At 38.6% G+C, this 22755-nt stretch carries 22 protein-coding genes; all 22 read right to left on the bottom strand.

What is annotated here, in order from left to right:
* Positions 1 to 66 precede the first annotated feature (66 nt).
* Positions 67 to 504: a RicAFT regulatory complex protein RicA family protein gene (locus MKY46_RS05880; RefSeq protein ID WP_058844648.1), complete on the bottom strand. Its 438-nt coding sequence runs from the start codon at positions 502 to 504 to the stop codon at positions 67 to 69.
* Positions 505 to 2049, bottom strand: a complete 1545-nt coding sequence (miaB, locus tag MKY46_RS05875; RefSeq protein ID WP_058844647.1) for a tRNA (N6-isopentenyl adenosine(37)-C2)-methylthiotransferase MiaB — start codon at positions 2047 to 2049, stop codon at positions 505 to 507.
* A gap of 203 nt (positions 2050 to 2252) precedes the next feature.
* Complete coding sequence (locus MKY46_RS05870; protein ID WP_058844646.1) at positions 2253 to 3521, bottom strand: carboxylate--amine ligase; 1269 nt, start codon at positions 3519 to 3521, stop codon at positions 2253 to 2255.
* Positions 3522 to 4089: 568 nt separating this feature from the next.
* A complete protein-coding gene (locus MKY46_RS05865) occupies positions 4090 to 5103 on the bottom strand; it encodes a histidinol phosphate phosphatase domain-containing protein (RefSeq protein ID WP_058843913.1) in 1014 nt (337 codons plus the stop codon).
* Positions 5103 to 5885, bottom strand: coding sequence for a DeoR/GlpR family DNA-binding transcription regulator (locus MKY46_RS05860; protein WP_036121221.1), 783 nt, complete (start codon positions 5883 to 5885; stop codon positions 5103 to 5105). Before MKY46_RS05860 ends, MKY46_RS05865 begins: the two co-directional genes overlap by 1 nt.
* On the bottom strand, positions 5882 to 6883 hold the full coding sequence (locus MKY46_RS05855) for an ABC transporter ATP-binding protein (RefSeq protein WP_036121224.1): 1002 nt from the start codon (positions 6881 to 6883) through the stop codon (positions 5882 to 5884). The genes MKY46_RS05860 and MKY46_RS05855 overlap by 4 nt, the downstream gene beginning before the upstream one ends.
* A complete protein-coding gene (locus MKY46_RS05850; RefSeq protein WP_330493470.1) occupies positions 6880 to 7665 on the bottom strand; it encodes an ABC transporter permease in 786 nt (261 codons plus the stop codon). Before MKY46_RS05850 ends, MKY46_RS05855 begins: the two co-directional genes overlap by 4 nt.
* The gene (locus tag MKY46_RS05845) at positions 7662 to 8507 is read right to left on the bottom strand and encodes an ABC transporter permease (RefSeq protein WP_170829782.1); all 846 of its coding nucleotides are present in this window, start codon (positions 8505 to 8507) and stop codon (positions 7662 to 7664) included. The genes MKY46_RS05850 and MKY46_RS05845 overlap by 4 nt, the downstream gene beginning before the upstream one ends.
* Before the next feature lie 72 nt (positions 8508 to 8579).
* Complete coding sequence (locus tag MKY46_RS05840; protein WP_036121228.1) at positions 8580 to 9416, bottom strand: alkaline phosphatase family protein; 837 nt, start codon at positions 9414 to 9416, stop codon at positions 8580 to 8582.
* A complete protein-coding gene (locus MKY46_RS05835) occupies positions 9406 to 10494 on the bottom strand; it encodes an ABC transporter substrate-binding protein (RefSeq protein WP_101966385.1) in 1089 nt (362 codons plus the stop codon). The genes MKY46_RS05840 and MKY46_RS05835 overlap by 11 nt, the downstream gene beginning before the upstream one ends.
* 241 nt (positions 10495 to 10735) lie before the next feature.
* Positions 10736 to 11113 (bottom strand): 2-oxoglutarate ferredoxin oxidoreductase subunit beta, encoded by a 378-nt coding sequence (locus MKY46_RS05830; protein ID WP_230593789.1) that lies wholly within the window; start codon positions 11111 to 11113, stop codon positions 10736 to 10738.
* A 199-nt stretch (positions 11114 to 11312) separates the two neighbouring features.
* On the bottom strand, positions 11313 to 12686 hold the full coding sequence (locus MKY46_RS05825; RefSeq protein ID WP_330493469.1) for a sensor histidine kinase: 1374 nt from the start codon (positions 12684 to 12686) through the stop codon (positions 11313 to 11315).
* Complete coding sequence (locus MKY46_RS05820; RefSeq protein ID WP_036121239.1) at positions 12677 to 13336, bottom strand: response regulator transcription factor; 660 nt, start codon at positions 13334 to 13336, stop codon at positions 12677 to 12679. Before MKY46_RS05820 ends, MKY46_RS05825 begins: the two co-directional genes overlap by 10 nt.
* Positions 13337 to 13346: 10 nt before the next feature.
* The gene (locus MKY46_RS05815; RefSeq protein WP_330493468.1) at positions 13347 to 14102 is read right to left on the bottom strand and encodes a lantibiotic immunity ABC transporter MutG family permease subunit; all 756 of its coding nucleotides are present in this window, start codon (positions 14100 to 14102) and stop codon (positions 13347 to 13349) included.
* A gap of 3 nt (positions 14103 to 14105) precedes the next feature.
* Positions 14106 to 14834 (bottom strand): lantibiotic immunity ABC transporter MutE/EpiE family permease subunit, encoded by a 729-nt coding sequence (locus MKY46_RS05810; protein WP_330493467.1) that lies wholly within the window; start codon positions 14832 to 14834, stop codon positions 14106 to 14108.
* A gap of 1 nt (position 14835) precedes the next feature.
* Positions 14836 to 15543: a lantibiotic protection ABC transporter ATP-binding protein gene (locus MKY46_RS05805; RefSeq protein WP_058843936.1), complete on the bottom strand. Its 708-nt coding sequence runs from the start codon at positions 15541 to 15543 to the stop codon at positions 14836 to 14838.
* Positions 15544 to 15714: 171 nt separating this feature from the next.
* Entirely contained in the window at positions 15715 to 16581 is an 867-nt protein-coding gene (locus MKY46_RS05800; protein ID WP_058843921.1) for a 2-oxoacid:ferredoxin oxidoreductase subunit beta, read from the bottom strand.
* Positions 16581 to 18320 carry a 2-oxoacid:acceptor oxidoreductase subunit alpha gene (locus MKY46_RS05795; protein ID WP_036121251.1) on the bottom strand — a complete coding sequence of 580 codons (1740 nt, stop codon included), beginning with the start codon at positions 18318 to 18320 and terminating at the stop codon, positions 16581 to 16583. The genes MKY46_RS05800 and MKY46_RS05795 overlap by 1 nt, the downstream gene beginning before the upstream one ends.
* A 262-nt stretch (positions 18321 to 18582) precedes the next feature.
* The gene (locus MKY46_RS05790) at positions 18583 to 18849 is read right to left on the bottom strand and encodes a stage V sporulation protein S (RefSeq protein WP_004224903.1); all 267 of its coding nucleotides are present in this window, start codon (positions 18847 to 18849) and stop codon (positions 18583 to 18585) included.
* A gap of 178 nt (positions 18850 to 19027) precedes the next feature.
* The gene (locus MKY46_RS05785) at positions 19028 to 19825 is read right to left on the bottom strand and encodes a TIGR00282 family metallophosphoesterase (protein WP_058843922.1); all 798 of its coding nucleotides are present in this window, start codon (positions 19823 to 19825) and stop codon (positions 19028 to 19030) included.
* 405 nt (positions 19826 to 20230) lie between these two features.
* Entirely contained in the window at positions 20231 to 21241 is a 1011-nt protein-coding gene (locus MKY46_RS05780; RefSeq protein WP_330493466.1) for a glycosyltransferase family 2 protein, read from the bottom strand.
* A complete protein-coding gene (locus MKY46_RS05775; RefSeq protein WP_330493465.1) occupies positions 21223 to 22752 on the bottom strand; it encodes an oligosaccharide flippase family protein in 1530 nt (509 codons plus the stop codon). The genes MKY46_RS05780 and MKY46_RS05775 overlap by 19 nt, the downstream gene beginning before the upstream one ends.
* Positions 22753 to 22755: the final 3 nt, after the last annotated feature.

The following is a 22755-nucleotide window of genomic DNA, read 5'->3' as shown; positions in this document are numbered from 1 at the left end:
CTTCAATAGAAGAAGACATGAAAAAAGCTCGAATGCTGTCATTCGAGCTTTGATTTCGAGGATTTATTAAGAGCAGCTACCTGGCTGAGTATTTTCTACGTATGAACCCGTTTCACCACGAAGAACATCGCCACCAGTTGAGCGAACAATTTCATTTGTAACATTATTTGCGATGGTATTCGATACCAGTTGCAATAAATCATTGACATCGCCTTGTGATTCTTTAAATTGTTGCACAACTGGAATAGCATTAATTTCTTCTTCGATTTTAGCAATTTTATCTTCAATCATTTTTAATGCTTTTTCTTTTCCTAAGTGTTGGAAATTAACCGCCTGTTTTTGTAAGCTTTTTAAGCTTGCAATACGTTCACGTACTTGTTGATTTTCATTAATCTGTGCTTCTGCCTTTTTGAAAAATTCAACCTCTGGTGTATTTGCAATCATATGTGCAATTTCATGTGATTTTTTAATTAAATCTTCTTTTGTATATAACACTTGTGTCATTTACGCTTCCACCTTTTCATTTTTTACGACTTCCACAAATTCACCCGTAAGTGAATAAGATGTAGTCTCTATTATTTTTACTTTTACTAATTGACCAATTACTTCTGCTGGTGCTTTAAAGTTAACTAAACGATTTTTCCGCGTATAGCCCGCTAGCACATCGTCTCGTCGTTTACTTGTACCTTCAACTAATACTTCGACAACCTCACCATTTAACCGTTCTAATGCTTTGCGTGAGTATTCACCCACCACTTCATTTAAACGTTGAAGACGCTCTTTTTTCACCTCTTCAGGTACATTGTCGACCATTTTGGCAGCTGGTGTTCCTTCACGAGGAGAATAAATATACGTAAATGCAGCCTCAAAGCCAACTTCACGATATAAGGACAATGTTTCCTCAAATTGCTCCTCTGTTTCATTCGGATAGCCAACGATAATATCTGTTGTTAATGTTACTTCAGGTATTGCGGCTTTAATTCTGTCTACTAAACCAAGGAAATGCTCACGTGTGTATTTACGCGCCATAATTTTTAGGACGTCATTCGAGCCAGATTGAACTGGTAAATGGATATGCTCCACTAAGTTGCCACGCTTTGCAAGGATTTCGATTAAATGATCATCAAAATCACGCGGATGACTCGTAGTAAAACGGATACGTGGAATATCGATCTTTCTTAATTCATCCATTAAATCGCCAAGACGATAGTCGATATCCTCAAAATCCTTCCCGTAAGCGTTGACATTTTGTCCCAGCAGCATAATTTCTTTATAGCCCGCAGCCGCTAACTCACGAACTTCGGCAATGATTTCCTCTGGACGACGACTGCGCTCTTTACCACGAGTATATGGAACGATACAATACGTACAGAATTTATCGCAACCATACATAATATTAACCCAAGCCTTAATGGAGCCAAGTCGTTTTTTCGGCAGATTTTCAATGACATCGCCTTCTTTAGACCAAACCTCAATCACCATTTCCTTCGACATATAGGCTTCTTTTAAAATGTTTGGTAAACGGTGAATATTGTGCGTACCAAATACCATATCGACGTGTGGATAGCTTCTTAAAATTTTATTAACAACAGATTCCTCTTGCGACATACAGCCACAAACCCCGATAAGCATCTCAGGGTTTTTTCGTTTATATTTCAGCAGGAAACCCAGTTCTCCAAATACTTTGTTTTCTGCATTTTCACGAATAGCACATGTATTCAGCAAGACAACGTCAGCCTCTTCAATCATCTCTGTTGGTGTGTAACCAAGCTGCATAAAAATCCCGGCCATCACTTCTGTGTCATGCTCATTCATTTGGCAGCCATAAGTACGAATATAGAAGGTGCGATCTTTGCCCATTCCTGCGAACTCTTCTGCAATGCTAAAATCCTTATGATACTTGACATCTTCTTTGCCACGTTTTTTAGCATCTTTTAAGGAAGGTGCTGTAAAGACCTTCTCAAAATATTTACTATAATCCTTTTCAGGCTTGTCTTCTTTTTTTGGTTGATTGACCTGTTGATTAGCTAAGCGTTGTTCCTCATTCATCGCAATCAGGTAACTCCTTTCAAACGAAATCCATGCACTTGAATTCCCATTTTATTATTATACTGAATAGTTGATACTTCCTACAAGGTTTGCGCCTCAAATGTCGTGGTTTCGACTTAATTACATGATGATAGGAGTAATTATCCATCAGCTTTAGCGTTCTATCCTTCAGTTTTGAAGCGCTATCCTTTCGTTTACATATGCTAACCATCGCTTTCATTAAAATACTTGCTGTACTTTACATGTAAGTACTGATTATACAATTTCAGCTTCATCCAACGTTTAATATTCATATCTTCTTTATACAGTAATGCATCTGTGTATTGTCCTTCTTTCACTAATCGCTTTGCTTCTAATTTTAATTTTTCATTGTTCATGTGTTTAAATAAAGTTTTTAGCGGAAGTAGTGACCATAGATGCTTAGTTTGGACATACGTTCGTTCATGATAAACGCCAAGCAAATAATCATCCACCATATACTGCATTAAATTATGACCGCTCGCCGTCACATAGTAGCTGGAAGCCCCTGCTCGCAAATTCATTTCAAATAGCTTATAGATCCCGTCTCGAGCATCATATTTCATATCAAAATTAGCAAAACCTGTATAGCCAATGTCCTCTAAAAAGTATCGAATGGAATCCATTAGCTGTTCATCGTAGTCTGTCATAACAGCTAAAGAAATACCTTTATTTTGCGGAGAAGGATCTTCAAGCAGTTTATTGCTGACACACATCAATTTGACTTTATGATCTCTTCCTACAAATACATCTAGTACACGAATAGAAGAATCATCACCTGGAATAAATTCTTGAACAATCAAGGAATCTTCATAGCTAGAACGATAAATACTGCGAATAATGTATTGCATCTCACTGGCATTATTTGCAAGAAATATTTTTTTCTTTTCGGGAAATGAACAGTGCGTATATGTCACTGCATTGGAAGGTTTAATGATAATGGGATACTGGAAAGGGAGTTCGCTGACTGCGTGATGCTCATTAGTTATGATCATGGTTTTGGGGTAGTTTAACTTATACTGATCACAAAGCTGATAAAATTTTTCCTTCGTTTGCACCTTCTTTAGTAAAGCTTGATCTATATAAGGTAAAATAAAATATGTTTCAAGCCGTTCTTTATTTTCAATGATAAGCTCTGCATAATAGCAGTCACAAACGATTAAAATCAATTTATTCTGTTGGCACTGCATGGCAACCTCGATTAAAGCTTGTACAAAATGGGTAGGGTCATCTAGACGCTCTACATAGTGAAAATCCAGAATGCTACTATTTTGCGTAGCAATTCCCTGTGAGCCTCCCAAAAAGAGTGAACGCATTGTTGCCCCTTTTACGGTGGGCTCAATAACAAGACTCTTGATACGATACGCTTCATAAAAAGAGCGGGCCACCCCGTAGGCATGCTGACCCGATTGTATAATAATAGGTAAAAAAGGTTGTTCTTTTATACATGTCAATTTGACTCGCCTCACATTATAAAAATGAATTTAATCATTTGTATGCCAGCTACATTATACTTATGTAACAGAATGAAAAGGCACTATTATGTAACTTTAGTGCCTTTTCATAGTGTTGAAAAACAAAACTATCCATAGAATTTTTGTGAAAGGTGAAAATGGATTTCCGTTGCAGATTACTTACTTTCCTGTCGACTCGCCTGTCTCGCTATCCCACGGGAGTCAAGTAGCCTTCCACTCCATAAAAATGTTAACTTTTTTTGCAAAGGTTCAAGTGGAGGGATGTTGTCACACATCACTTCTCCACATTGAAAATAAGAGGCTATCTCCTCTCTTATAATATAAATAATGGGCTATTTTGTTCAGGAAAAGACACTTTTGCAGAATGGTTGATTGGAGCGGAGCCAACGTCACTCCTAGGGGATTAGCGTCACAGTTGAGACATTGGAGCGCACGGAGTGAGTGAAGCAGCTCGTCGGACGCCCCCTGGAAAGGACGCTGGCAGAACGGAAATCAACCCCTCGCCTTTCAAAATGGCTGTTTCTGCTGTTGACATCACCTTTTTCCATCACGTTAATGCTATCATTTTTTTGACTCGCTGCTCAAAAGCAACAATAGCTTGAACACCGTGATTTTTTAGTAGCTCGGTATTAGCACTTGTATATTTACCTAGATCATCAGGGAAATGCGCATCAGAGGATATAGTAAAAGCCACTCCATGGTCAAGTAAGGTTTGTAAAAAACGAGGGCCTGGGCACATTTCCTTTACAGGGTAACGATAATACAGCCCAGCATTGATTTCAGTGGCAGTTTGAGTTGTCGTTAGGGCCTGGGCAATCCGTTTATACCAGGCATCAAGAAAAGCATGATTCTCCACCTGATAATTAAATACTTTAAAATTATCTAAATGTGCAACAAAATCAAACATATTGGAATGAATCATTTGCTCGACAACCTTAAAAAATTGCTCATAACTTTGTTGTAAAGCAGACTGATCCATTTGCTCAAAAAGATGTTGTGTTTGAGGATTATCAAAGCCCCAGCCGTCAACAAAATGGACAGAACCAATCACATAATCCCAAGGATAACCAACTAATAAAGCAGCTAATTGCTCTTCCCCGCCAATAAAATAATCTGCCTCTATACCCAGTCTCAAAGTAATGCCATGTTGACGCCATTTTTCCTTCGCCTGCTGAATGGTCGACACAAAGGCATCTATGTTCTCTGTCATCACGCGATCTAGCCAATAGCGCTGTACTTGACCAATCTCACTATCATCCAACCTCATAAAGCGTTCGAAATAGGCACGCGTTTCTTGAAAACGATATAAATGATCAACAATGCCTACCTCACGCAAGCCAAGCTGCTTGGCCTGTTCGAGATATAAATCCAACCATTCCTCACTATAACACCCCTTTTGTACTCGCTGTACTAACCGCTGTACTTGACAGGACATTTGTTGCTTGGAGCCTTTTTTCGCCTCATCCTCATGCTGGAAAAACTCCAGTGCCTGTGATGTACGCTCTAGCCAGCGAAATGAATAAGGTCCCTCTTCTAAATGTACATGATAATCAATTGTCATCAGCTTTTCCCTCCATTACATACCGTCCATTTTTCCTCATAGGCTTGCCATTCTAATGGACAAGTACTTTCACAAAGAATTTCTGTACATTCATCAAGATGACAAATTTGAAAAAATGATTTGCCATTTATTTTGGTTGCATCGGCTAATAAATAACTCACTTTACTATGCTTGAGCATCTTCTTAGAAATAAGGGATTCATCCAAATCGTAATCATAAACAATGCCCTCACTAATGCCACCGCACGATAAAAATGTCTTATCAAAATTCATATTATCAAGCATCTCTAAAGTCATAGCACCTGCAACTGAAGATTGTTTTGGATTCGCAGTGCCTCCTAGTAATATGACCTTGCCTGTCATACGTCGTTCTTCTATGGCTAAATTAAATTGTATTGCTGCTGCAATCGAGTTCGTTACAACCGTTATATCATCAACCGCTAGTAAAAAATCGGCCATATGGACCGTTGTCGTACCTGTATCAATTGCAATGGTATCACCATCACAAATACGTTTTGCTGCCATACGAGCAATTTGGCGCTTTGCCTCTTTTTGCATTTGCAGCTTGCGTAAAAATACAGGCTCGTTGCGCACGTTCGTATATTTAATAGCCCCACCATGGACTCTCGATAATAAATGCTGCTGCTCTAATTCATCAAAATCTCGGCGAATTGTTTCTGGTGCTACCTGAAGGGCATCGGCAATATTGGCAACAATGATTTTCCCGTCTCTCTCTAATTGCTTTAATATAAAATCAAATCTTTCAAGTTTGGCGTACGTCATGATAGTGCAATCACATCTTCTTTTGCGACATAACAGTTATAGGGTTTGCCCATTTCAATCGAATAGCCTTGTTGATGTAGTTGTTCCATTGTAAACACCGTTTCACCATCAAATGTAGTACGAATAATATTGCCACTCATTAATGATTGTTTAGCGATTCCTACTAGACACATATCTCCTTCTCGTTGATTGAGATGCAGTGCTTCTGGTCGAATGGCAAATTTAGAGGCTTGCTCGACTAAAGATTCTCCAAGCATGTTTTCTAAAGTCTCGCGTGTAAAGACATTATAATGCCCAATAAAGTTTGCAATAAATTCATTATTCGGTCTTGTATAAATCTCTGTTGGTGTACCGTTTTGAGCAATGCTCCCATTATTCATGACAAATATTCTGTCTGAAACGGCCATAGCCTCTTCCTGATCGTGCGTTACCAAAATCATTGTCATATTGAGCTTACGTTGAATAGCTCGTAAATCTGCTTGTAGCTTCTTGCGAATTTGAGCATCGAGTGCACTAAGGGGTTCATCTAATAGCAGCACTTTAGGACGGACGATTAACGCACGTGCCAGAGCAACACGCTGCTGTTGCCCCCCCGATAATTCGTTCGGGTAAGCATTGGCTTTCTCACTTAGATGAACGAGGGCTAGCATTTCTTGAACACGCTGCTCGATGTCTGCCGCATTGACTTTTTGCATGCGCAAACCAAAGGCAACATTTTCTTGCACAGTCATATTAGGAAAGAGTGCATAGGATTGAAAGACCATGCCCACTTGACGATCCTTTGGCTGTACGCCACTCATATCTTTTCCTTCAATTGTAATTTTACCAGACGATGCATCTGTTAAGCCTGCCACAATGCGCAAAATGGTGCTCTTGCCACAGCCGCTAGGACCTAACAATGTAATAAATTCACCCTTTTGGATATTCATCTGAATATTGCTTAAAACCGTTGCTTGTCCATATTTTTTATGAAGCCCTTCAATAATAAGATAACTCATAGATTTGTAGCACCTTTCGATCGTTTTGTTACAATGGCAATGACAAATGTTAATAGACCCATTAGCACGATATAGATAAAAACAACTGCACTTGCAATATGTCCACTTGTGCTAAGCTTTTTCATTAAGTAAATTTGAACTGTTTCAAAGCGAGAACCAACCACAAGGTTAATCAAAACAAATTCACCAAATAAGACGGAGAATGATAACAAAGCACCTGCAAATAAGCCTGGATAAACGCTAGGCAGTAAAATTTTTGTGAAAGCCTGCCTTTTTGATGCACCAAGCAATTGGGCCGCATCAAGTAGCTGCCTTGCATCTATATTTCTTAAACTATTTCTTGTTCCTTGATAGATATAAGGAAGAATCCCCACCACATAGGCTCCTAGAACAACGAATATCATTGGTATACCTATTTGGCTATACACTCGAATGAGCCCTACAGCTAAAATGATTGCAGGGAAAGAATAGACCATGACCACTGCTATCTGTATCCATTTTTCGTATGTAGGAAAATACAAAACAATAACGAAAATGGCTGGCACAATGACAAGGAGTGCAATACTAACCGCACCACTTGCTAATAACACAGAACGGCCAAATGCCTGGATAAAATCGGTATCCTGAAACAATGTGGCAAGCCATTTTAATGTAAGTCCTTCTGGTAATATTGTTTTATTCCATTTCGATGCAAATGCATAAAGCGTCGTTGCCAATACTGGCAATAGTAAATACCCCACTAACAAGAGGAAAAAGAAATCAGCCAAGCCTCGCTTTTTCATTTTACTTTCCTCCTTGTTTTAGAGATACTCCACTCACTAATTAGCATGGCTGTCACCATTGTCACTGCTAATATAACAGCAATGGCACTAGCTAGCTCTGGCTGAGCAAAAATATCACCTTTTATTAAGGAACCTATACGAATGGCCACTAAATTATAATTACTGCTTGTTAGAGCATAGGCAGAGGCATACGCTCCCATTGCATTAGCAAATAACACACTAAACGTTCCTACAATCCCAGGTAACATAACTGGTAAACCAATCTTCAGCCAAAATTGCCAACTAGACGCTCCTAATAAAGCTGCTGCCTCCTTCCACTGTTGCTGAATCCCATCATAAATGGGATATAACAACATTAGCGATAATGGCAGCTGGAAGTAAATATAAATAAGTAATAAACCACCCCAGCTATAAAGAGAAAAGGATGTCAAAGCATCAATGTCCCATTTTTCAAATAACAATGTAAATAGACCACTATTACCAAGTAAAACGATAAAAGCAAATGCTAGCGGTATACCTGAAAAATTGGATGTTAAGTTCGTTAGTATTAAAATTTTCTCCCGTACTGGCTCAGTCAACTTCATCATGGCATAAACAGCGAACAATGTGACTACTAATGCAATAACAGCCGATACAACAGACAATGTAATACTATTTTTAAAGCCTTGCAATATATAGTCGTTCGTAAAAATGGACTCGTATTGCGTTAATGTAAAGCCCTCACTATTTTGAAAGCTCGTAATAAGCATATACAGTAAAGGCACTAGGAAAAATAATAAGAGTAGTACAAGAAAAGGCGAAAGCCAGGCAATGGACTGCCGCTTCGATATCAACACAACCACTTCTTTCTATAATTACTTGCGGCTCAAGAAGGATAGTAGTCGCTCCAACCTAAAAGGAGCGACTACTATTAGTTACACCTCTTTTGCTGTATACACACCTTCTAGCAAAAGGGGCTCCATATCATCCGCAGGCTCCATATTTAATAAATGACAGCACAGTGGTGCAATTTGTAATTGCGAAATAATCTCTTCTTTTATACCAGCCTTGACGGAATCCGAAATGACAAACAGTGGGACATGACGATCCTCATGCGTTGTTCCACCATGATTACCATCACTTGTCATACCATGGTCAGCCGTCACAATTACCTCATAGCCCTGTGCCATACACTTTGGAATAAATAATGAGAGCAGAGCATCCATCGCTAACACACGATTGCGGTATTGTGCAGAATCCGCCGTAAATTTGTGACCATCATCATCAACATTCATAGGATGAATATAAAGGAAATCAGGCTGCTTTTGATCCATTAACCAAGCTGCATCAGCAAATACATGACTATCTGGATAATGATCCTCAAAATAGAACAAGCCATTGTCAATCGGTAATTGCGTATCAAGCTGTAGCCTGTCCTCCATATAGTTAAATGGTGCTCTATTATAAAGCTCACTCACCCAATAATAGGCGGAGGCTGCCGTGGATAAACCATGCTCCTTCGCGACATGAAAGACACTTTTCTGCGTCGATAAGCGTACCGTCATATTGCTAGTAACGCCATGAACAATGGGGGGTGTCCCCGTTAAAATCGTCTCATATAATGGCCTTGATAATGATGGCACCTCTGCGCAAATCTTATAGCGAGCAGCCACCTGACGCTCCACTAAATGGTGCAAGAATCCCATATGTGTACAGGCTGTATCAAAGCGCAATGCATCGATGACAATAAGAACCACTTTGTTATTTTGCATGGATTAACACCTGCTCTTGATAGAGTTGAGGGATTTGCTTTGTTGTTTCTTCCCATTTCTTTTGATCTTTTACTGGCTGTGCATTCGTATACATATCTGCTGGTAATAATAAATCCTTTACATCTTGTGGAAGTTCTACGTTGTCTCGAATCGGACGCGCATAGCCTTTTGCTAAATTTTCTTGACCAGCGTCAGATAGAATGTATTCACGTGCTAGCATGGCAGCATGAGGGTTTTTGGCATATTTATTAATAATTGTTGCATAACCAGAAGTAACAGATCCTTCCTTTGGTATCACTACATCGAAGCGCTCCTCATCGATTTGGTGACGATAGCCTAATGCATTAAAATCCCATAAAATCGCTACATCGATTTCACCTTTTTCTAAGTTTGCTACTGATGGATCCCCCTGTAAACGACCTTGTTTCGCTAATTCAGCAAAGAAATCAACGCCCGGCTGGATGTTTGACTCATCTCCACCAAAGGCCATAGCTGCTGCTAAAATAGCAAACTGCGCTTGGTTAGCTGTTAATGCATCTCCAATACTGACTGTATAATCCCCATTTTTCAGATCCTCCCATGAGGTCGGGGCATTCTTTACATTATTTGTATCTGTTAAAAATGAAATTGTTCCAGTATAGCCAACAATCCAGTTTCCTTCATCGTCTTTTGCCCAATCCGGTATTTCATCCCAGTAGGAAGTTTTATATGGTAATGTTAAGCCCTTGTCCTTGGCGATTGGTCCAAAAGCAATTCCAACATCCCCAATATCTGCTGTCGCATCATCTTTCTCTGCTTCAAACTTCGCTAATTCCTCAGCACTCGACATATCCGTATCCTTGTGTTTGATGCTATATTCGGTTCCTAGCTCTTCCCAAGTTTCCACCCAGTTCGCCCATGTATCTGGCATACCAACAGAGTTAACAGTGCCCTCTTCCTTTGCTTTTTCTGTAATTTCTTCAAGCGATAAATCCTTGTTTACCTCATTTGCACTAGATGAACTGTCAGAACAAGCTGCCAACATGGAAATGGCTAATGCACCGATTAGACCTTTTTTCCACAATTTTTGAATTGCCATGTGTTGGACCCTCCATTTGTTTTGGTTTATTTTTATTTGCTTACAACCCTAATGGTATAAAACAAACATTAAGCAAGTATGGAGGTCTTAAAAATATTTAGTAAAAATTATTGAGAAATTATAAATATCTATGAAAATACTTAATAAGTGAAGGAGCATTGTAAAGCTGAATGGAGGAGATGAAGAAGAAATCTAGTTTTGTATGTGTACGTTGGCTTTACCAGACGTACACATACCTAGATTATTTGGAGAGACCTAAAAAATCTGCATATGTATGCGGCTCATTTTCCTTTAAAATTGTTAAAAATGTAAACGCCAGTTGCACAACTGACCACCATCTCATATTGTAGGACATCTCAAAACGAGAAGGTTCTAACGTAAAGACATCTTGAAAAATCGTGAGCGGCTCAATTTGCTCATCTTTTAAAATAGATAGAAAGCCCAGAAACAACGTATGATCCTTCACTTCAATCAGTTTGTCATCTACAAGAGCATCAATATTTTCAGGTTGCTGAAAATTACACTGTGTAGCTACATAACGCTCTAAATCCTGAGCACGCTTTCGATCTTCACGTTCCTTTTTCTTTGCAATAAAATCAATGACGTTATTCACGTGCATCGCCTCTTTTTTTCTTTTATTGTAGCATTTTTTAAAAGAACATTGCCCGCACCACCCCCTACAATTTTTACATGAAACCTTTAATTGTGCTTTTACTCACGATTGTACATTGAATACTCGTGATTGCAGTGTCTTTACTCACGGTAGCAGTACTTTTACTCGCGATTGATCGCTAACAATAAAAAAAGACATCTTATAATTAAGACGTCGCAATGGTGATTATCACTTTTCCTCCTCCCGTTATTGAATCATTAGCCAACGTTAGTGTTCCACCATGTTTTTGAATGATGGACTCGGCAATATAAAGCCCCATGCCATGATGATTTGCTGCATTTCTACTTGGATCTCCCCGATAAAATTGCTTTGTGGCTCTCTTTAAATCTTGCGATGAAAAACCAGCCCCACTATCCATCACAGTAAAATGAATAATATCGGACTCTCCCTGAACAGATAAAGTGACTTTGCTATTATGTGGCGTGTGCTCTATAGCATTAACGATCAAATTTAATAAAGCTCGATAAAAAAGCTCTTCCTCTATCATAAAGGCATCAGGCAGTTTATCCTTTTCTACACTAACTTCAAGATTTTTTTCTAAAGCAAGCGCCTTCATTTGCTGTTCTAGCTGTTGTATAAATGAAGCCAGCTCTACAGTTGTTTTTACACCACCAACACTTTGCTCCATATTGGATATATCCATTAATTGCTTTGTGAATTTTTCAATTTCTAGCGTATTTTTTAATATATAAGTGTTGTATTCTTTTTGTACTTCATCTTGAACAGTATCCAATAAAAGTTCCGCATTACCTCTAATAATTGTAAGAGGTGTTTTCAAATCATGAGCAAGTGCAGAAATTTGTTCTCTGCGTGCTCTTTCTGCCTGCCATTGTTGTGTCAATGAAGTATTTAATGCCTCCTTCATCTGCTCAAAGGAGAGTGCAATATCATCAATTTCTCGAATCCCAGATGGTTTTATATGAAAATCTAAATTTTGATGTTGGATTTTTTCAATGGCTTCTTGTAGGCCCAACATTTTTCGTTTAAGTCTTCTGCCGAAATGCACAGCAAGCACCGTTGCCTGTACGATAACGCCTATAATAAACAATAGTAAAGCCGTTAATTGGGGATTAGGTAAATATTTTCTCATAACAGGTGAGCGATACTCAGGGACTAAACCATAGCGTAAAATACACACTTCCTGTTCTCGCTCAACAAATGCATAAAATCGAACATTACTTTTCGTCTCTCCCCTTTGCTTTAAACGCCATGCATGGGAAGCCTCTTTTTCTGTTAAAGTACCAGAAAGAAATTCCCCCTTATTAGAAATCACTGCGTAGTCTACAAGATCAGGAATCATATCATCTGTGACCTCACTGCTTGTAGCAATACGGTCTTTCGCAAAAGTGATTTGTGTTTCAGCATAATTGGCTGGCAAAATAATAGTAGCTGAAAAAGCAAACATAAATAAACCGATTAATAGTGCCCCTAATAAAATGATACTTAAGCAAAGAAAGAATAAATATCTCAGGAAAAATGTATGAAGGTGTGTTCCTTTCCTCGGTTTTATCATCTCCATTTATAGCCGATCCCCCAAACCGTATCAATAACATCTATGTCAAACGCATGTAGCTTTGACCGAATATTTTTGACATGTTCTGTTATCGCTGTACTGTCACTTTTGCCATCAAACCCAAAAATTGATTCGTATATCTGTTCTTTTGAGAAAACTTGCCCACGATGCCGTGCTAAAAATTCACATATTTCATACTCACTTTTAGTTAGCAGGATGCGCTCATTCTGAACAAACAGTTCTTTACCAGAAAGATTAAAATGAACTTTATCACTATAAAGGATGTTCCGCTTCTCTCTGCTTTCCCGTCGGATATGCGCATTCACCCTTGCCCGTAGCTCTCCAATGCCAAATGGTTTAATCAAATAATCATCTGCACCTAAGCCTAAACCATACATCACATCTTCTTCTAAGGATTTAGCTGTAAGAAAAAGAATCGGACAATCTACAGCATGCCGAATTTGCCCACATAATGTAAAGCCATCCATAATAGGCATCATCACATCAAGCAAAATTAAATCAAAGGAACCTAAATCCATCTTTCCTACTTCTGTCGGTTCGGACACAATGGTTACTAAGTGTTTATCTTTATAAAGTGCATTCTTTATCAACATTAAAATATCTACTTCATCATCCACTACTAATATATTTGCCATAATTCACCCTCTAATTTTCAGATGCTCTACCTTCCCATCTCCAAAACCATAAACAAGACAGCGCAAAAGTCAATAGGATACCCCCTAAGCACGCCATTATGCCAGTTTGAATACTTGTTTTGAGCAATGTTAAATCGGTTCCCATCGATGTTAAAATCCATAATGAAACAAAATGACCGCTCCATCCATAAGGTAAAAAGGGCCAAATACGATCCCCTAAGCCTGTAAGCAATAAGGCGACCAACAGCGCTTCTACAATACCTAAACCAATCGAAGCGCCTTTACCAAATTGGAGGCTTACAAATAAATGTAACATATAGAAAATCACATGACTGCCGAATAGAATACAAGCAGCCATACTATAAAATGAATAGCTCAAATCTACTTCATGTAATAATTCTCTAAAGCCAAAACTAAAAATAGCTATAGATAGAAAGATGGCTCCAAAGCTAAACAATAATAATAAGATGAGCTTGCTCATGTATGCCTTTATTTTTATGTTTGTTGTAGCTAGCATGCCTTGGAAACGACCAGCGTTTGCTTCTTGCTCAGATGCCATAGCACATACTAATCCTATAATAATCGGTAGCCCACAAGCTAACCCCTGAAAATAGGCAGTTACTTTTCCTTGAAAATCCCATGGCGAATAGGAGTAGTAGGCTAGAAATAGCCCAGAAATAGCAAGGGGGACAAGTATATGTGTCAGCAAAAAAGGTGTTCGTTTTGTTTTAAGGCATTCCACTCTCAATAATCGTAACATGTCCATTCGCTAGTTCGCCTCCCTTTTTTGGAACCACTTCGCAGTTAGAAAGCTAATCATCATAAACCAAGCTAGTGCTATCAGTAAGCCGGGAAGTATAACGCCTTTATCCAATAAAGGACTGCCTTGTGGTACTGGTAGACCGTTTGGTAATATGCCAAGTGTTGAACATAATAAACGTGCACCAATTGCAAATGGATAGTAATACCATAGTTCCCCATCCGCAAAGGCAACAATCCCTAAGATATTGGCTACTACATTGAGTAAGATGGTTAAATAGGTGCCTAATTTAGCTGCTAGGAAAAGACATAAAGGTATTTGCCACAAAAACGTCAGGAAAATAACAAAAGTACTTAGTAAACTGCTCGCTATTGGTAAACTATGACCGAATAGCCTGCCCCCAGCCGTGATTCCCCCAAAGAAAATAATCGTAATCAAAAGAAGCCATATGCTTAATGATACTATTTTTCCTAGCCAAATCTTTTTAAGATCCAGTGGTAAAGCAAGAATACTATGGTATTTTATTTTTTTATCCTTTTCGACCACTAAGGCACAGCAAATCGTCAGTGCACCTGGCAGCAGCATAGTATACCACCAGTTATAAGCACCTGTTTGAAAATACACGCCACCCATCAGCACGGCACTTATCAGTAAGGTCACAAGGGGCGTAAGCCAAAGTAGTTTGGCAATAAATGTTCGTTTCCATTTTAATTTTTCCGCTTTCATTATGGCTATCATGCTAGTAACCTACCTTTCTATTGGTAGCTACAACCTGCATAAACAGTGATTCTAATTCCTGACCTTGTGGTGCCGGTCCCTGATAGCCAAGCTTGCCATCAGCAATAATGCCAATGTCATCCACGACCTGTTCCACCTCAGACAAAATATGACTAGATAAAATAACGGTGATGCCTTGCTCTGGAAATGAGCGAATAAGCTGACGAAGCTCCTGTATACCAATCGGATCCAGTCCATTTGTAGGTTCATCTAAAATTAACAGCTTTGGCTTGTTTAGCAGCGCAATCGCTATACCTAATCGTTGCTTCATACCTAAGGAAAACTGCCCCGCCCGTTTTTTTCCTGTATTCGTTAAATCTACAATTTTTAATACTTCTTCAATACGACTTTGCGGTAGACCTAACGCTATCGTGCGAACTTGTAAATTTTCCGTTGCTGTTAAATTGTCATACAAGGGAGGTGTTTCAATTAACACGCCGATGTCCTGTAAATCATTTCGTGTCCATGTATGTCCATTAAAAATGATATTTCCGGCATTTGGTCGTAACATACCTGTCATCATTTTTAATGTTGTGGATTTCCCCGCTCCGTTTGGTCCAAGTAAACCGTAGACTGTATTACGTTGGATTTCTAACGATACATTATCCACAATTTTTTGCCCTTTAAACGACTTATTAAGATTTTCTATCTTCAATATTAAATCTGTCATCATTAGTCATCATCCTTTCGATGACCTTAGTATAAAAAACAATTATAAGGATTTTATAAGGATTCAATATCAAATACTCGCGGTGGCTAGGCTTTTACTCGCGATTCCTTACTAAAGCATAAAAAAAGCATTTGGAATGTCCTCATTCCAAATGCTTTGATTCTATCATTTTTACATAAATTCTTTTACTAAATCATTGAAATCATTTTCGCTCATTTTAATATCGATATCTGTTAATGGTAGCTCTGAGTAGCCAGGTACTTTTTCTTGATACGATGTTGTTTCCGTATCATGATAAATAACACCTGTTACTAAGCCCTCATGCTCCATCACTGTACGCATTGCCATACCACGATCATTGTGATCATAGCCTTCTACATCCGCTAGTTTTGTTAAATTCTCTTTAAACCAATCGTATGTGTTCACTTTGTTATACGTTACACAAGGTGAAAAGACATTGATAAATGAGAAGCCTTTATGGTTGATACCAGCTTCGATTAAAGCTGTTAACTCTTTAATATCAGTAGAGAAGCCTTGTGCCACAAATGTTGCACCACTTGTTAATGCTACCTCTAATGGTTTCAATGATGGTTCAATCGCTCCACCTGGTGTAGATTTTGTAATAAATCCAGCAGCAGAACGTGGCGATGTTTGACCTTTTGTTAAACCATAAATTTGGTTATCCATTACAATATACGTAATATCAATATTACGACGGATAGCATGAATTGTATGCCCCATACCGATAGCAAATCCATCACCATCACCACCAGAAGCGATGACATGTAGATCACGATTGGCCATTTTTAATCCTTGTGCAATCGGTAGTGCACGACCATGAATACCATGGAATCCATAAGAATTAATATAGCCCGAAATACGTCCTGAACAACCAATTCCTGAAATCACAGCAAGTTCATTTGGCTCAATTCCGACATTTGCTGCAGCACGTTGAATAGCTGCTTGTACAGAGAAGTCTCCACAACCTGGGCACCAGTTTGGTTTCACTGTATTACGAAAATCCTTAAATGTTGCCATTAGCGAGTCAACTCCTTCACACGATTTTCTAATTCACCTGGCAAGAATGGCGTACCATTATATTTAGTGATTGTCGCGATTTTATCGTGACCACCAATATTCATCTTCATAATATTAGCCAATTGACCCGTATAGTTATTTTCTACAACGATCACTTTTTTCGCTTGTGCTACAAGAGGTGCCATTTCCGCAGATGGGAATGGGTGAATTAAACGAATATGCGCATGATTCACTTTCATTCCTTGCGCATTAAGTCGTTCTTGCACTTCCTCGATAGCTCCTCTTGTTGAGTTAAAGCCTACTAATAAGATATCCGCTTCCTCATGTGGTGCATTGACAAAGACAGGGTTATCAAATTTCAAACTCTCTAATTTACGGAAGCGTTTATCCATTTGTGTTTGACGATTGCCCGTTGCCTCAGATGGCTTCCCTGTTTCATCATGTTCAACACCTGTAACGTGGTGAATACCATGCAATGTACCTGGTAAAACACGAGGTGAAATCCCATCTTCAGTATCTTCATAGCGTTTGAAGTAGGCTTTATCGACAGCCTCATCAAGGTCATCAATCACAATTTTACCTCGACGAATTTCAATTTTATCGTAATCAAACGGTTCTACCGATTGTTTCCCTAGAGACAATTGTAAATCTGTCATTAAAATAACTGGTAATTGCAATTCCTCTGCAATATTAAATGCTTGGATTGTATCAAAAAATGCTTCCTCCATTGTTGAAGGCGCAATGACTACTTTAGGGATTTCTCCATGTGTTCCGTAAAGCATAGCCATTAAGTCCGATTGTTCTTGCTTTGTTGGTAGTCCAGTTGAAGGGCCTCCACGTTGCGTGTCTACTACTACTAATGGTTGCTCTGTCATACCGGAAAGACCAATTGCCTCCATCATCAATGAAAGACCAGGGCCTGCTGAAGCAGTAAAGGAACGTACACCACCAAAGTTAGCTCCGATTGCCATTGTTGCCGCAGCAATCTCATCCTCCGTTTGGATAACTGTCCCACCGAATTTCGGTAGCTTCTTAATTAAGTATTCCATAATTTCAGAAGCTGGCGTAATTGGGTATGCTGCCATAAAGCGTGTCCCAGCAGCTAATGCACCAAGTGCCACTGCATCGTTACCAATCATAAACATACGACGTTTGCCGTCTGCAGGTGCAAGTTCCCATTGGCCTACACGTTCACCCAAAAGCTCATTCATAATTTGACGACCACGTGTAATGGCTTCCATATTTTTTTGAACGACCTCTTCGCCCTTTTTCCCAAAAATATCATCAACAACATTTTGGAACACTGCATCCTCTAGGTTAAGCAATGATGCTGTTGCTCCGATGGCTACCATGTTTTTCATTAACGATGTACCAAGCTCTGCTGCTATTTCTGTAAATGGAACAGCAAATAATGGCGCCTTTGAATCTTCTGGTTTGACCGGGTCAAATTTTGCATCCGCTAAAATAACACCGTTTTCTGTGAGCTCTTTATAATTGACATCGATTGTTTCCTGATCGAATGCCACTAAAATATCTAAATCATCCGCAATTGCACGCACTTCTGTTGGACGAACTGTAATTTTATTATTCGTATGGCCACCTTTAATTCGAGAAGAGAAGTGACGATAACCGTATAGGAAATAGCCTAGACGATTCATTGCCATTGAGAAAATTTCACCTGTACTCTCAATCCCTTCACCCTGTTGCCCACCGACTTTCCATGAAAGCTGATGTAACATGTCAACAACTCCTTAAATCCAATGTGTACTATTATTTTTCCTTCATAAGTTTAACACGAAGAAACCTTCTGCACTATTGTTTCTCAACGATTTAGGCGAAAATCAGACCTTTGACTGAAAATCCTGTTCATAAAGTTGTAATTTTCAAATCCAAGCAAAATCACACCTCTATTTCAAGTGACATGTATCATATGTAAACAGGAAAACGAAAAAATGCCTTGCCACGTTATTATGTGACAAGGCATTTTAGTTCATTACTTTTTTATCGAATACGTTTTTCCACGAGCAGCTTCAAGGCTGTACGTTCTTCACCAGCAATTAAAATATCGGCAAACGCCGGTGCGCAAATTAAATCTGTGCCACTTGGCGCTACAAATCCGCGTGCAATGGCCACTGCTTTTACGGCTTGGTTAAGTGCACCTGCCCCAACTGCTTGCATTTCTGCCTGCCCTTTTTCTCTGATTACCGCGACTAATGCACCTGCAACTGAATTTGGATTAGAGCGTGATGATACTTTTAATGAATCCACAATTATTCCTCCCCGTTTCGCGAATAGTGTTTACGCTCAACAACTCATGTCCCCCTTTTTGGACCTCAAGTTATTGTCCGTAGCACATTTTATGCTCCGCAAAACGGAAATAGACTAGTTTCACAAATAAACCTGTATCCACAGCAAAAGAGTCGTAAACCAACATACTTCGACTTATTTATCCTTGAAACGGATAATCTTCATTTATATAAATGCGTTCACAGGCAGTAGCTTTCCCTGTTCGATCATCCATCTCTACAAAGAAACCACTTAAAACCTCTCGTCCTTTTTTCGGTACTTCAAAACGGGATGGCATATTTGTTTGGAATTTATAAATGACACTATCCTTCGTCATGCCTAAAACCTCATCATATGGACCTGTCATACCTACATCCGTAATATAGGCTGTGCCGTTCGGGTAAATTCTTGCATCGGCCGTTTGTACATGTGTATGTGTCCCCACAACCGCAGAAGCCTTGCCATCTAAATGCCAGCCAAGGGCAATCTTTTCACTAGTCGCTTCCGCATGAAAATCTACGAAAACAAGTGGTGACGTTTGACGGGCTTCCTCTATTAGCTTATCTGCCATTGCGAATGGGTCCTCATGAGGAGGTAAAAATACACGACCATGTAAATTAATGACAGATAATGTCACACCGTTTTTAGAAATTTGCACCATACCTTTACCAGGTGCCTCACTTGAAAAGTTAGCAGGACGAATTAAATAATCCGCATCATCGATAAAATCGAAAATATCTTTATTGTCCCATGTGTGATTACCCATTGTAATTACATCTACACCTATTTGTAGCAGGCTATTATAAATATTATGAGTAATGCCACGTCCTGCCGCAGCATTTTCACCATTGGCAATGACAACGTCTGGATTATATTTCTTTTTTAAGCGAGGTAAATATTTTTCCACCGCATCTCGACCAATTGAACCTACAATATCGCCAATAAATAAAACCTTCATTTTTTAACCACTCTTTCTTTCCATTACGCCTCTATATCATTATGCTTCAGAGACTTTAACTTCGCACCTGAATACCATCACTAATTGTAACGCTAGGAGGAGGATTACGCAAAATAAAATATCAATGACGCCTCGGCGTCATTGCCGCTGATACTTCGCCTTTGCGCAGATAAACAATGCTTCCAGATTTTTTCGAGCTAACAAGTAGAAGTTAACCTAAGACCGTCACGACCTGTGACAACAATTAACTGACCTGCATCGTGCAGGCTTTCTTCCATATCAATAACCTCCACCAGTATCCTTGGAGCAACATGATATTGGTCACACCGTTATTGCTCCTTTTGGTGTCTCCCTATTTCAGTTGGCGTCTTCATTGCAAAAAACATCGGCTAAATCAAGATCAATCTAACAACGCGAAATCACTTGATGCTTTTTCACATTTAAATAAATTAGTGTTGAAGATAGTGTAAGCCAATTGTTTTTGATAAGCTTTAAAAAAACAATTTGTTTCATCTTTCGTTTCATTAACTTAACCTTTAATACGTCTGGATAAGCCTTTAAAAAGGATTGAATCTCATACTTCATCTCTTGTGCAGTAGCACTTTGATGAAGAATAATCAATAGCCCCTCCAATTGGTAATTCAGAAAGCTATTTTTCACTTCCGCATAAACCTCGCCATCCTGTAATTCCTTCAAAAGCTTTTTATACAATACATCATAATTGTGTCGTAAATGGACCATGGCTTTTTTTGTTAAGGAGCTTTCATTCGCCACATTATAATAATAAAGCTGTCTTGGCACATAACAGATGGACTGATTTTGTATGACAGCCCTTGTCAGAAACACTGTATCCTCTGCAAAGCTCATCGCTTCATCAAACTGTAGCCTATGGAAATCTAAAAAGGATTTTTTATACAATTTACAGCTGGCAAAACCAAAATGTGTTTCTCCTATTTCAGTAAATAATTTGTGTAAACAATCAATGGCACTGTAAGTACAGTAACTGTTGGATGGATAATATAACGACCTGCTGCCCTCCGCTGCTTGCCAAAATAAATCACATTTTGCAATAGCAGAGCCTGTCAGCTTACATGCTTGATACAATTCTTCAAGCATCGTTAGCTCTAGCCAATCATCTGCATCAACAAAGGTAACATATTGACCGTTGGCATGGTCTATTCCAACATTTCTTGCTTTACTAACACCACTATTGGCATTCGTAAAAATGGTCATACGTGCATCAATTTGTGCAAACTTTTGTAAGATCGTTAATGATTGATCTTCACTGCCATCATTAATGACAATTATCTCAATATCCTTTAATGTTTGCTGACAAATGCTTGTTAAACATTTCTCCAAATAGGGCTCAGCATTGTAAACAGGTACAATAACGCTCACTAAGATTTTGGACGCCAAAATATTGCGCCTCCTTTACGAAAAAGCTTTAGCCACTTTGATTTTTGTTTTTTCGTCAAAGCAATACAAAATAGACTGATACCTGCCAGTAGCGTGTAGTAAAAAATAGATAGGCTAATAGATAGCCAAGTAACTGAAGGGTTTGTTAGTTCCCATAAAAGTTCACTACAGCAAATAGCAACAACAAAGGCCAGTACTAGCCTGCCAATAGTACGCCAAAACCTAAAGATATCCAAGCCAATTTTCTTGTGGTAATACATATTCATAATCACTACATTTCCAATAAATAATGAACAAGCTGTAACAATCGCGGTACCGATTTTGCCATAAAAGTAAATAGCCGGTATTGATACAAAAATATTTGCAACGGCAACAATGATTAATAAAATGGTTCTAAATTTAAACAAATTTTTTGCCTTCAACACATTAAGACCCAGATTTTGTATGAGATCAATACTAAACGGCACCATAATAATGAGGACAATCGCATAAATGGCAATAAACTCTTGACCTAGCCATAATACTAGAAACTCTTGACCAAAAAGAAAAAAGCCCCCTAATATATAGCCCACAACTAAAAATTGAATCGCGCCAACTTTTACGAATAGCTGATTTATTTCTACTAAGCCATCTTCTTTTGTCACTAGCATAGAAATACGAGGTAAAAACAATCCGCTAATCGCTAAAGCCAGTGACATAAAGATCAACACAATTTGAATCGCTACTGCATAGATGGCAACATCCTCGATCCCCTTAAATATGCCTAATAACACTTGATCTGTTTGCCAATAAATTTTATCAACAATCACAGTAATAAAAATAAAAAATGAATAGATGAAAATTTCCTTTATGAGAGTTGTATTTTGGAGACTAAATGTGAATTGGATGGACAGCACCTTCATGCAATAAATGGCATCTAACAGTAAAAAAAGTATGTTGTAAATAGCAATAATATAGATCAATGTCACCGCATCTGTTCCCTGTAAAAGAAAAAACAACATTGTCAGGGGCTGCACAATCACCTGTAATAATGTCGTTAATTTAATAAAAATAAATTTTTCATATGCTTGTAAGATGGAAGTGAAGACACCTAGCGGAAATTGCATTGCTAAACTAATCGTCATTATAAAGCCCATTAACCTGGCCTTTTCTAATTGTTCCCCAGATAAGCTTTGCCCAAAAATAATATCCACATGAGAAAATAAGAAAAATCCTATTAATAAAGTAAGACAGCCGATACCAACAAATAATTTCAGAAAAAATCCATTTAATGCTGCTTCTAATGTTGGATCTGCTGCTGCTCGATTTCTAGCAATATAGCGTACAATAGCATTACCTAACCCCAAATCTAAAATGGAGAGATAACCTACAAGTACAATCATTAAGGAATATAGACCAAATTCTTTCTGACCAAGGAGTGATATCATAATAGGTGTGAAAATGAGTGAAGAGAGCATTGTACAGCCGATTGTTATATAAGAAAGAATGGCTCCAATCTTTATTTCTTTCATGAG

This window comes from Lysinibacillus sp. FSL M8-0355 (assembly GCF_038008985.1).
In the GTDB taxonomy this organism is placed as follows: domain Bacteria; phylum Bacillota; class Bacilli; order Bacillales_A; family Planococcaceae; genus Lysinibacillus; species Lysinibacillus fusiformis_D.
Note: the sequence above shows the minus strand (reverse complement) of the source record. Positions and strands in the feature narration are given on the sequence as shown.

Excerpts from the sequence above, each read along its gene's own strand:
- MKY46_RS05880 (WP_058844648.1), bottom strand. The coding sequence starts at position 504 with ATGACACAAGTGTTATATACAAAAGAAGATTTAATTAAAAAATCACAT.
- miaB (WP_058844647.1), bottom strand. The coding sequence starts at position 2,049 with ATGAATGAGGAACAACGCTTAGCTAATCAACAGGTCAATCAACCAAAA.
- MKY46_RS05865 (WP_058843913.1), bottom strand. The coding sequence starts at position 5,103 with ATGACAATTGATTATCATGTACATTTAGAAGAGGGACCTTATTCATTT.
- MKY46_RS05860 (WP_036121221.1), bottom strand. The coding sequence starts at position 5,885 with ATGACGTACGCCAAACTTGAAAGATTTGATTTTATATTAAAGCAATTA.
- MKY46_RS05855 (WP_036121224.1), bottom strand. The coding sequence starts at position 6,883 with ATGAGTTATCTTATTATTGAAGGGCTTCATAAAAAATATGGACAAGCA.
- MKY46_RS05850 (WP_330493470.1), bottom strand. The coding sequence starts at position 7,665 with ATGAAAAAGCGAGGCTTGGCTGATTTCTTTTTCCTCTTGTTAGTGGGG.
- MKY46_RS05840 (WP_036121228.1), bottom strand. The coding sequence starts at position 9,416 with ATGCAAAATAACAAAGTGGTTCTTATTGTCATCGATGCATTGCGCTTT.
- MKY46_RS05835 (WP_101966385.1), bottom strand. The coding sequence starts at position 10,494 with ATGGCAATTCAAAAATTGTGGAAAAAAGGTCTAATCGGTGCATTAGCC.
- MKY46_RS05830 (WP_230593789.1), bottom strand. The coding sequence starts at position 11,113 with ATGCACGTGAATAACGTCATTGATTTTATTGCAAAGAAAAAGGAACGT.
- MKY46_RS05825 (WP_330493469.1), bottom strand. The coding sequence starts at position 12,686 with ATGGAGATGATAAAACCGAGGAAAGGAACACACCTTCATACATTTTTC.
- MKY46_RS05820 (WP_036121239.1), bottom strand. The coding sequence starts at position 13,336 with ATGGCAAATATATTAGTAGTGGATGATGAAGTAGATATTTTAATGTTG.
- MKY46_RS05815 (WP_330493468.1), bottom strand. The coding sequence starts at position 14,102 with ATGGACATGTTACGATTATTGAGAGTGGAATGCCTTAAAACAAAACGA.
- MKY46_RS05810 (WP_330493467.1), bottom strand. The coding sequence starts at position 14,834 with ATGATAGCCATAATGAAAGCGGAAAAATTAAAATGGAAACGAACATTT.
- MKY46_RS05805 (WP_058843936.1), bottom strand. The coding sequence starts at position 15,543 with ATGACAGATTTAATATTGAAGATAGAAAATCTTAATAAGTCGTTTAAA.
- MKY46_RS05800 (WP_058843921.1), bottom strand. The coding sequence starts at position 16,581 with ATGGCAACATTTAAGGATTTTCGTAATACAGTGAAACCAAACTGGTGC.
- MKY46_RS05795 (WP_036121251.1), bottom strand. The coding sequence starts at position 18,320 with ATGTTACATCAGCTTTCATGGAAAGTCGGTGGGCAACAGGGTGAAGGG.
- MKY46_RS05785 (WP_058843922.1), bottom strand. The coding sequence starts at position 19,825 with ATGAAGGTTTTATTTATTGGCGATATTGTAGGTTCAATTGGTCGAGAT.
- MKY46_RS05775 (WP_330493465.1), bottom strand. The coding sequence starts at position 22,752 with ATGAAAGAAATAAAGATTGGAGCCATTCTTTCTTATATAACAATCGGC.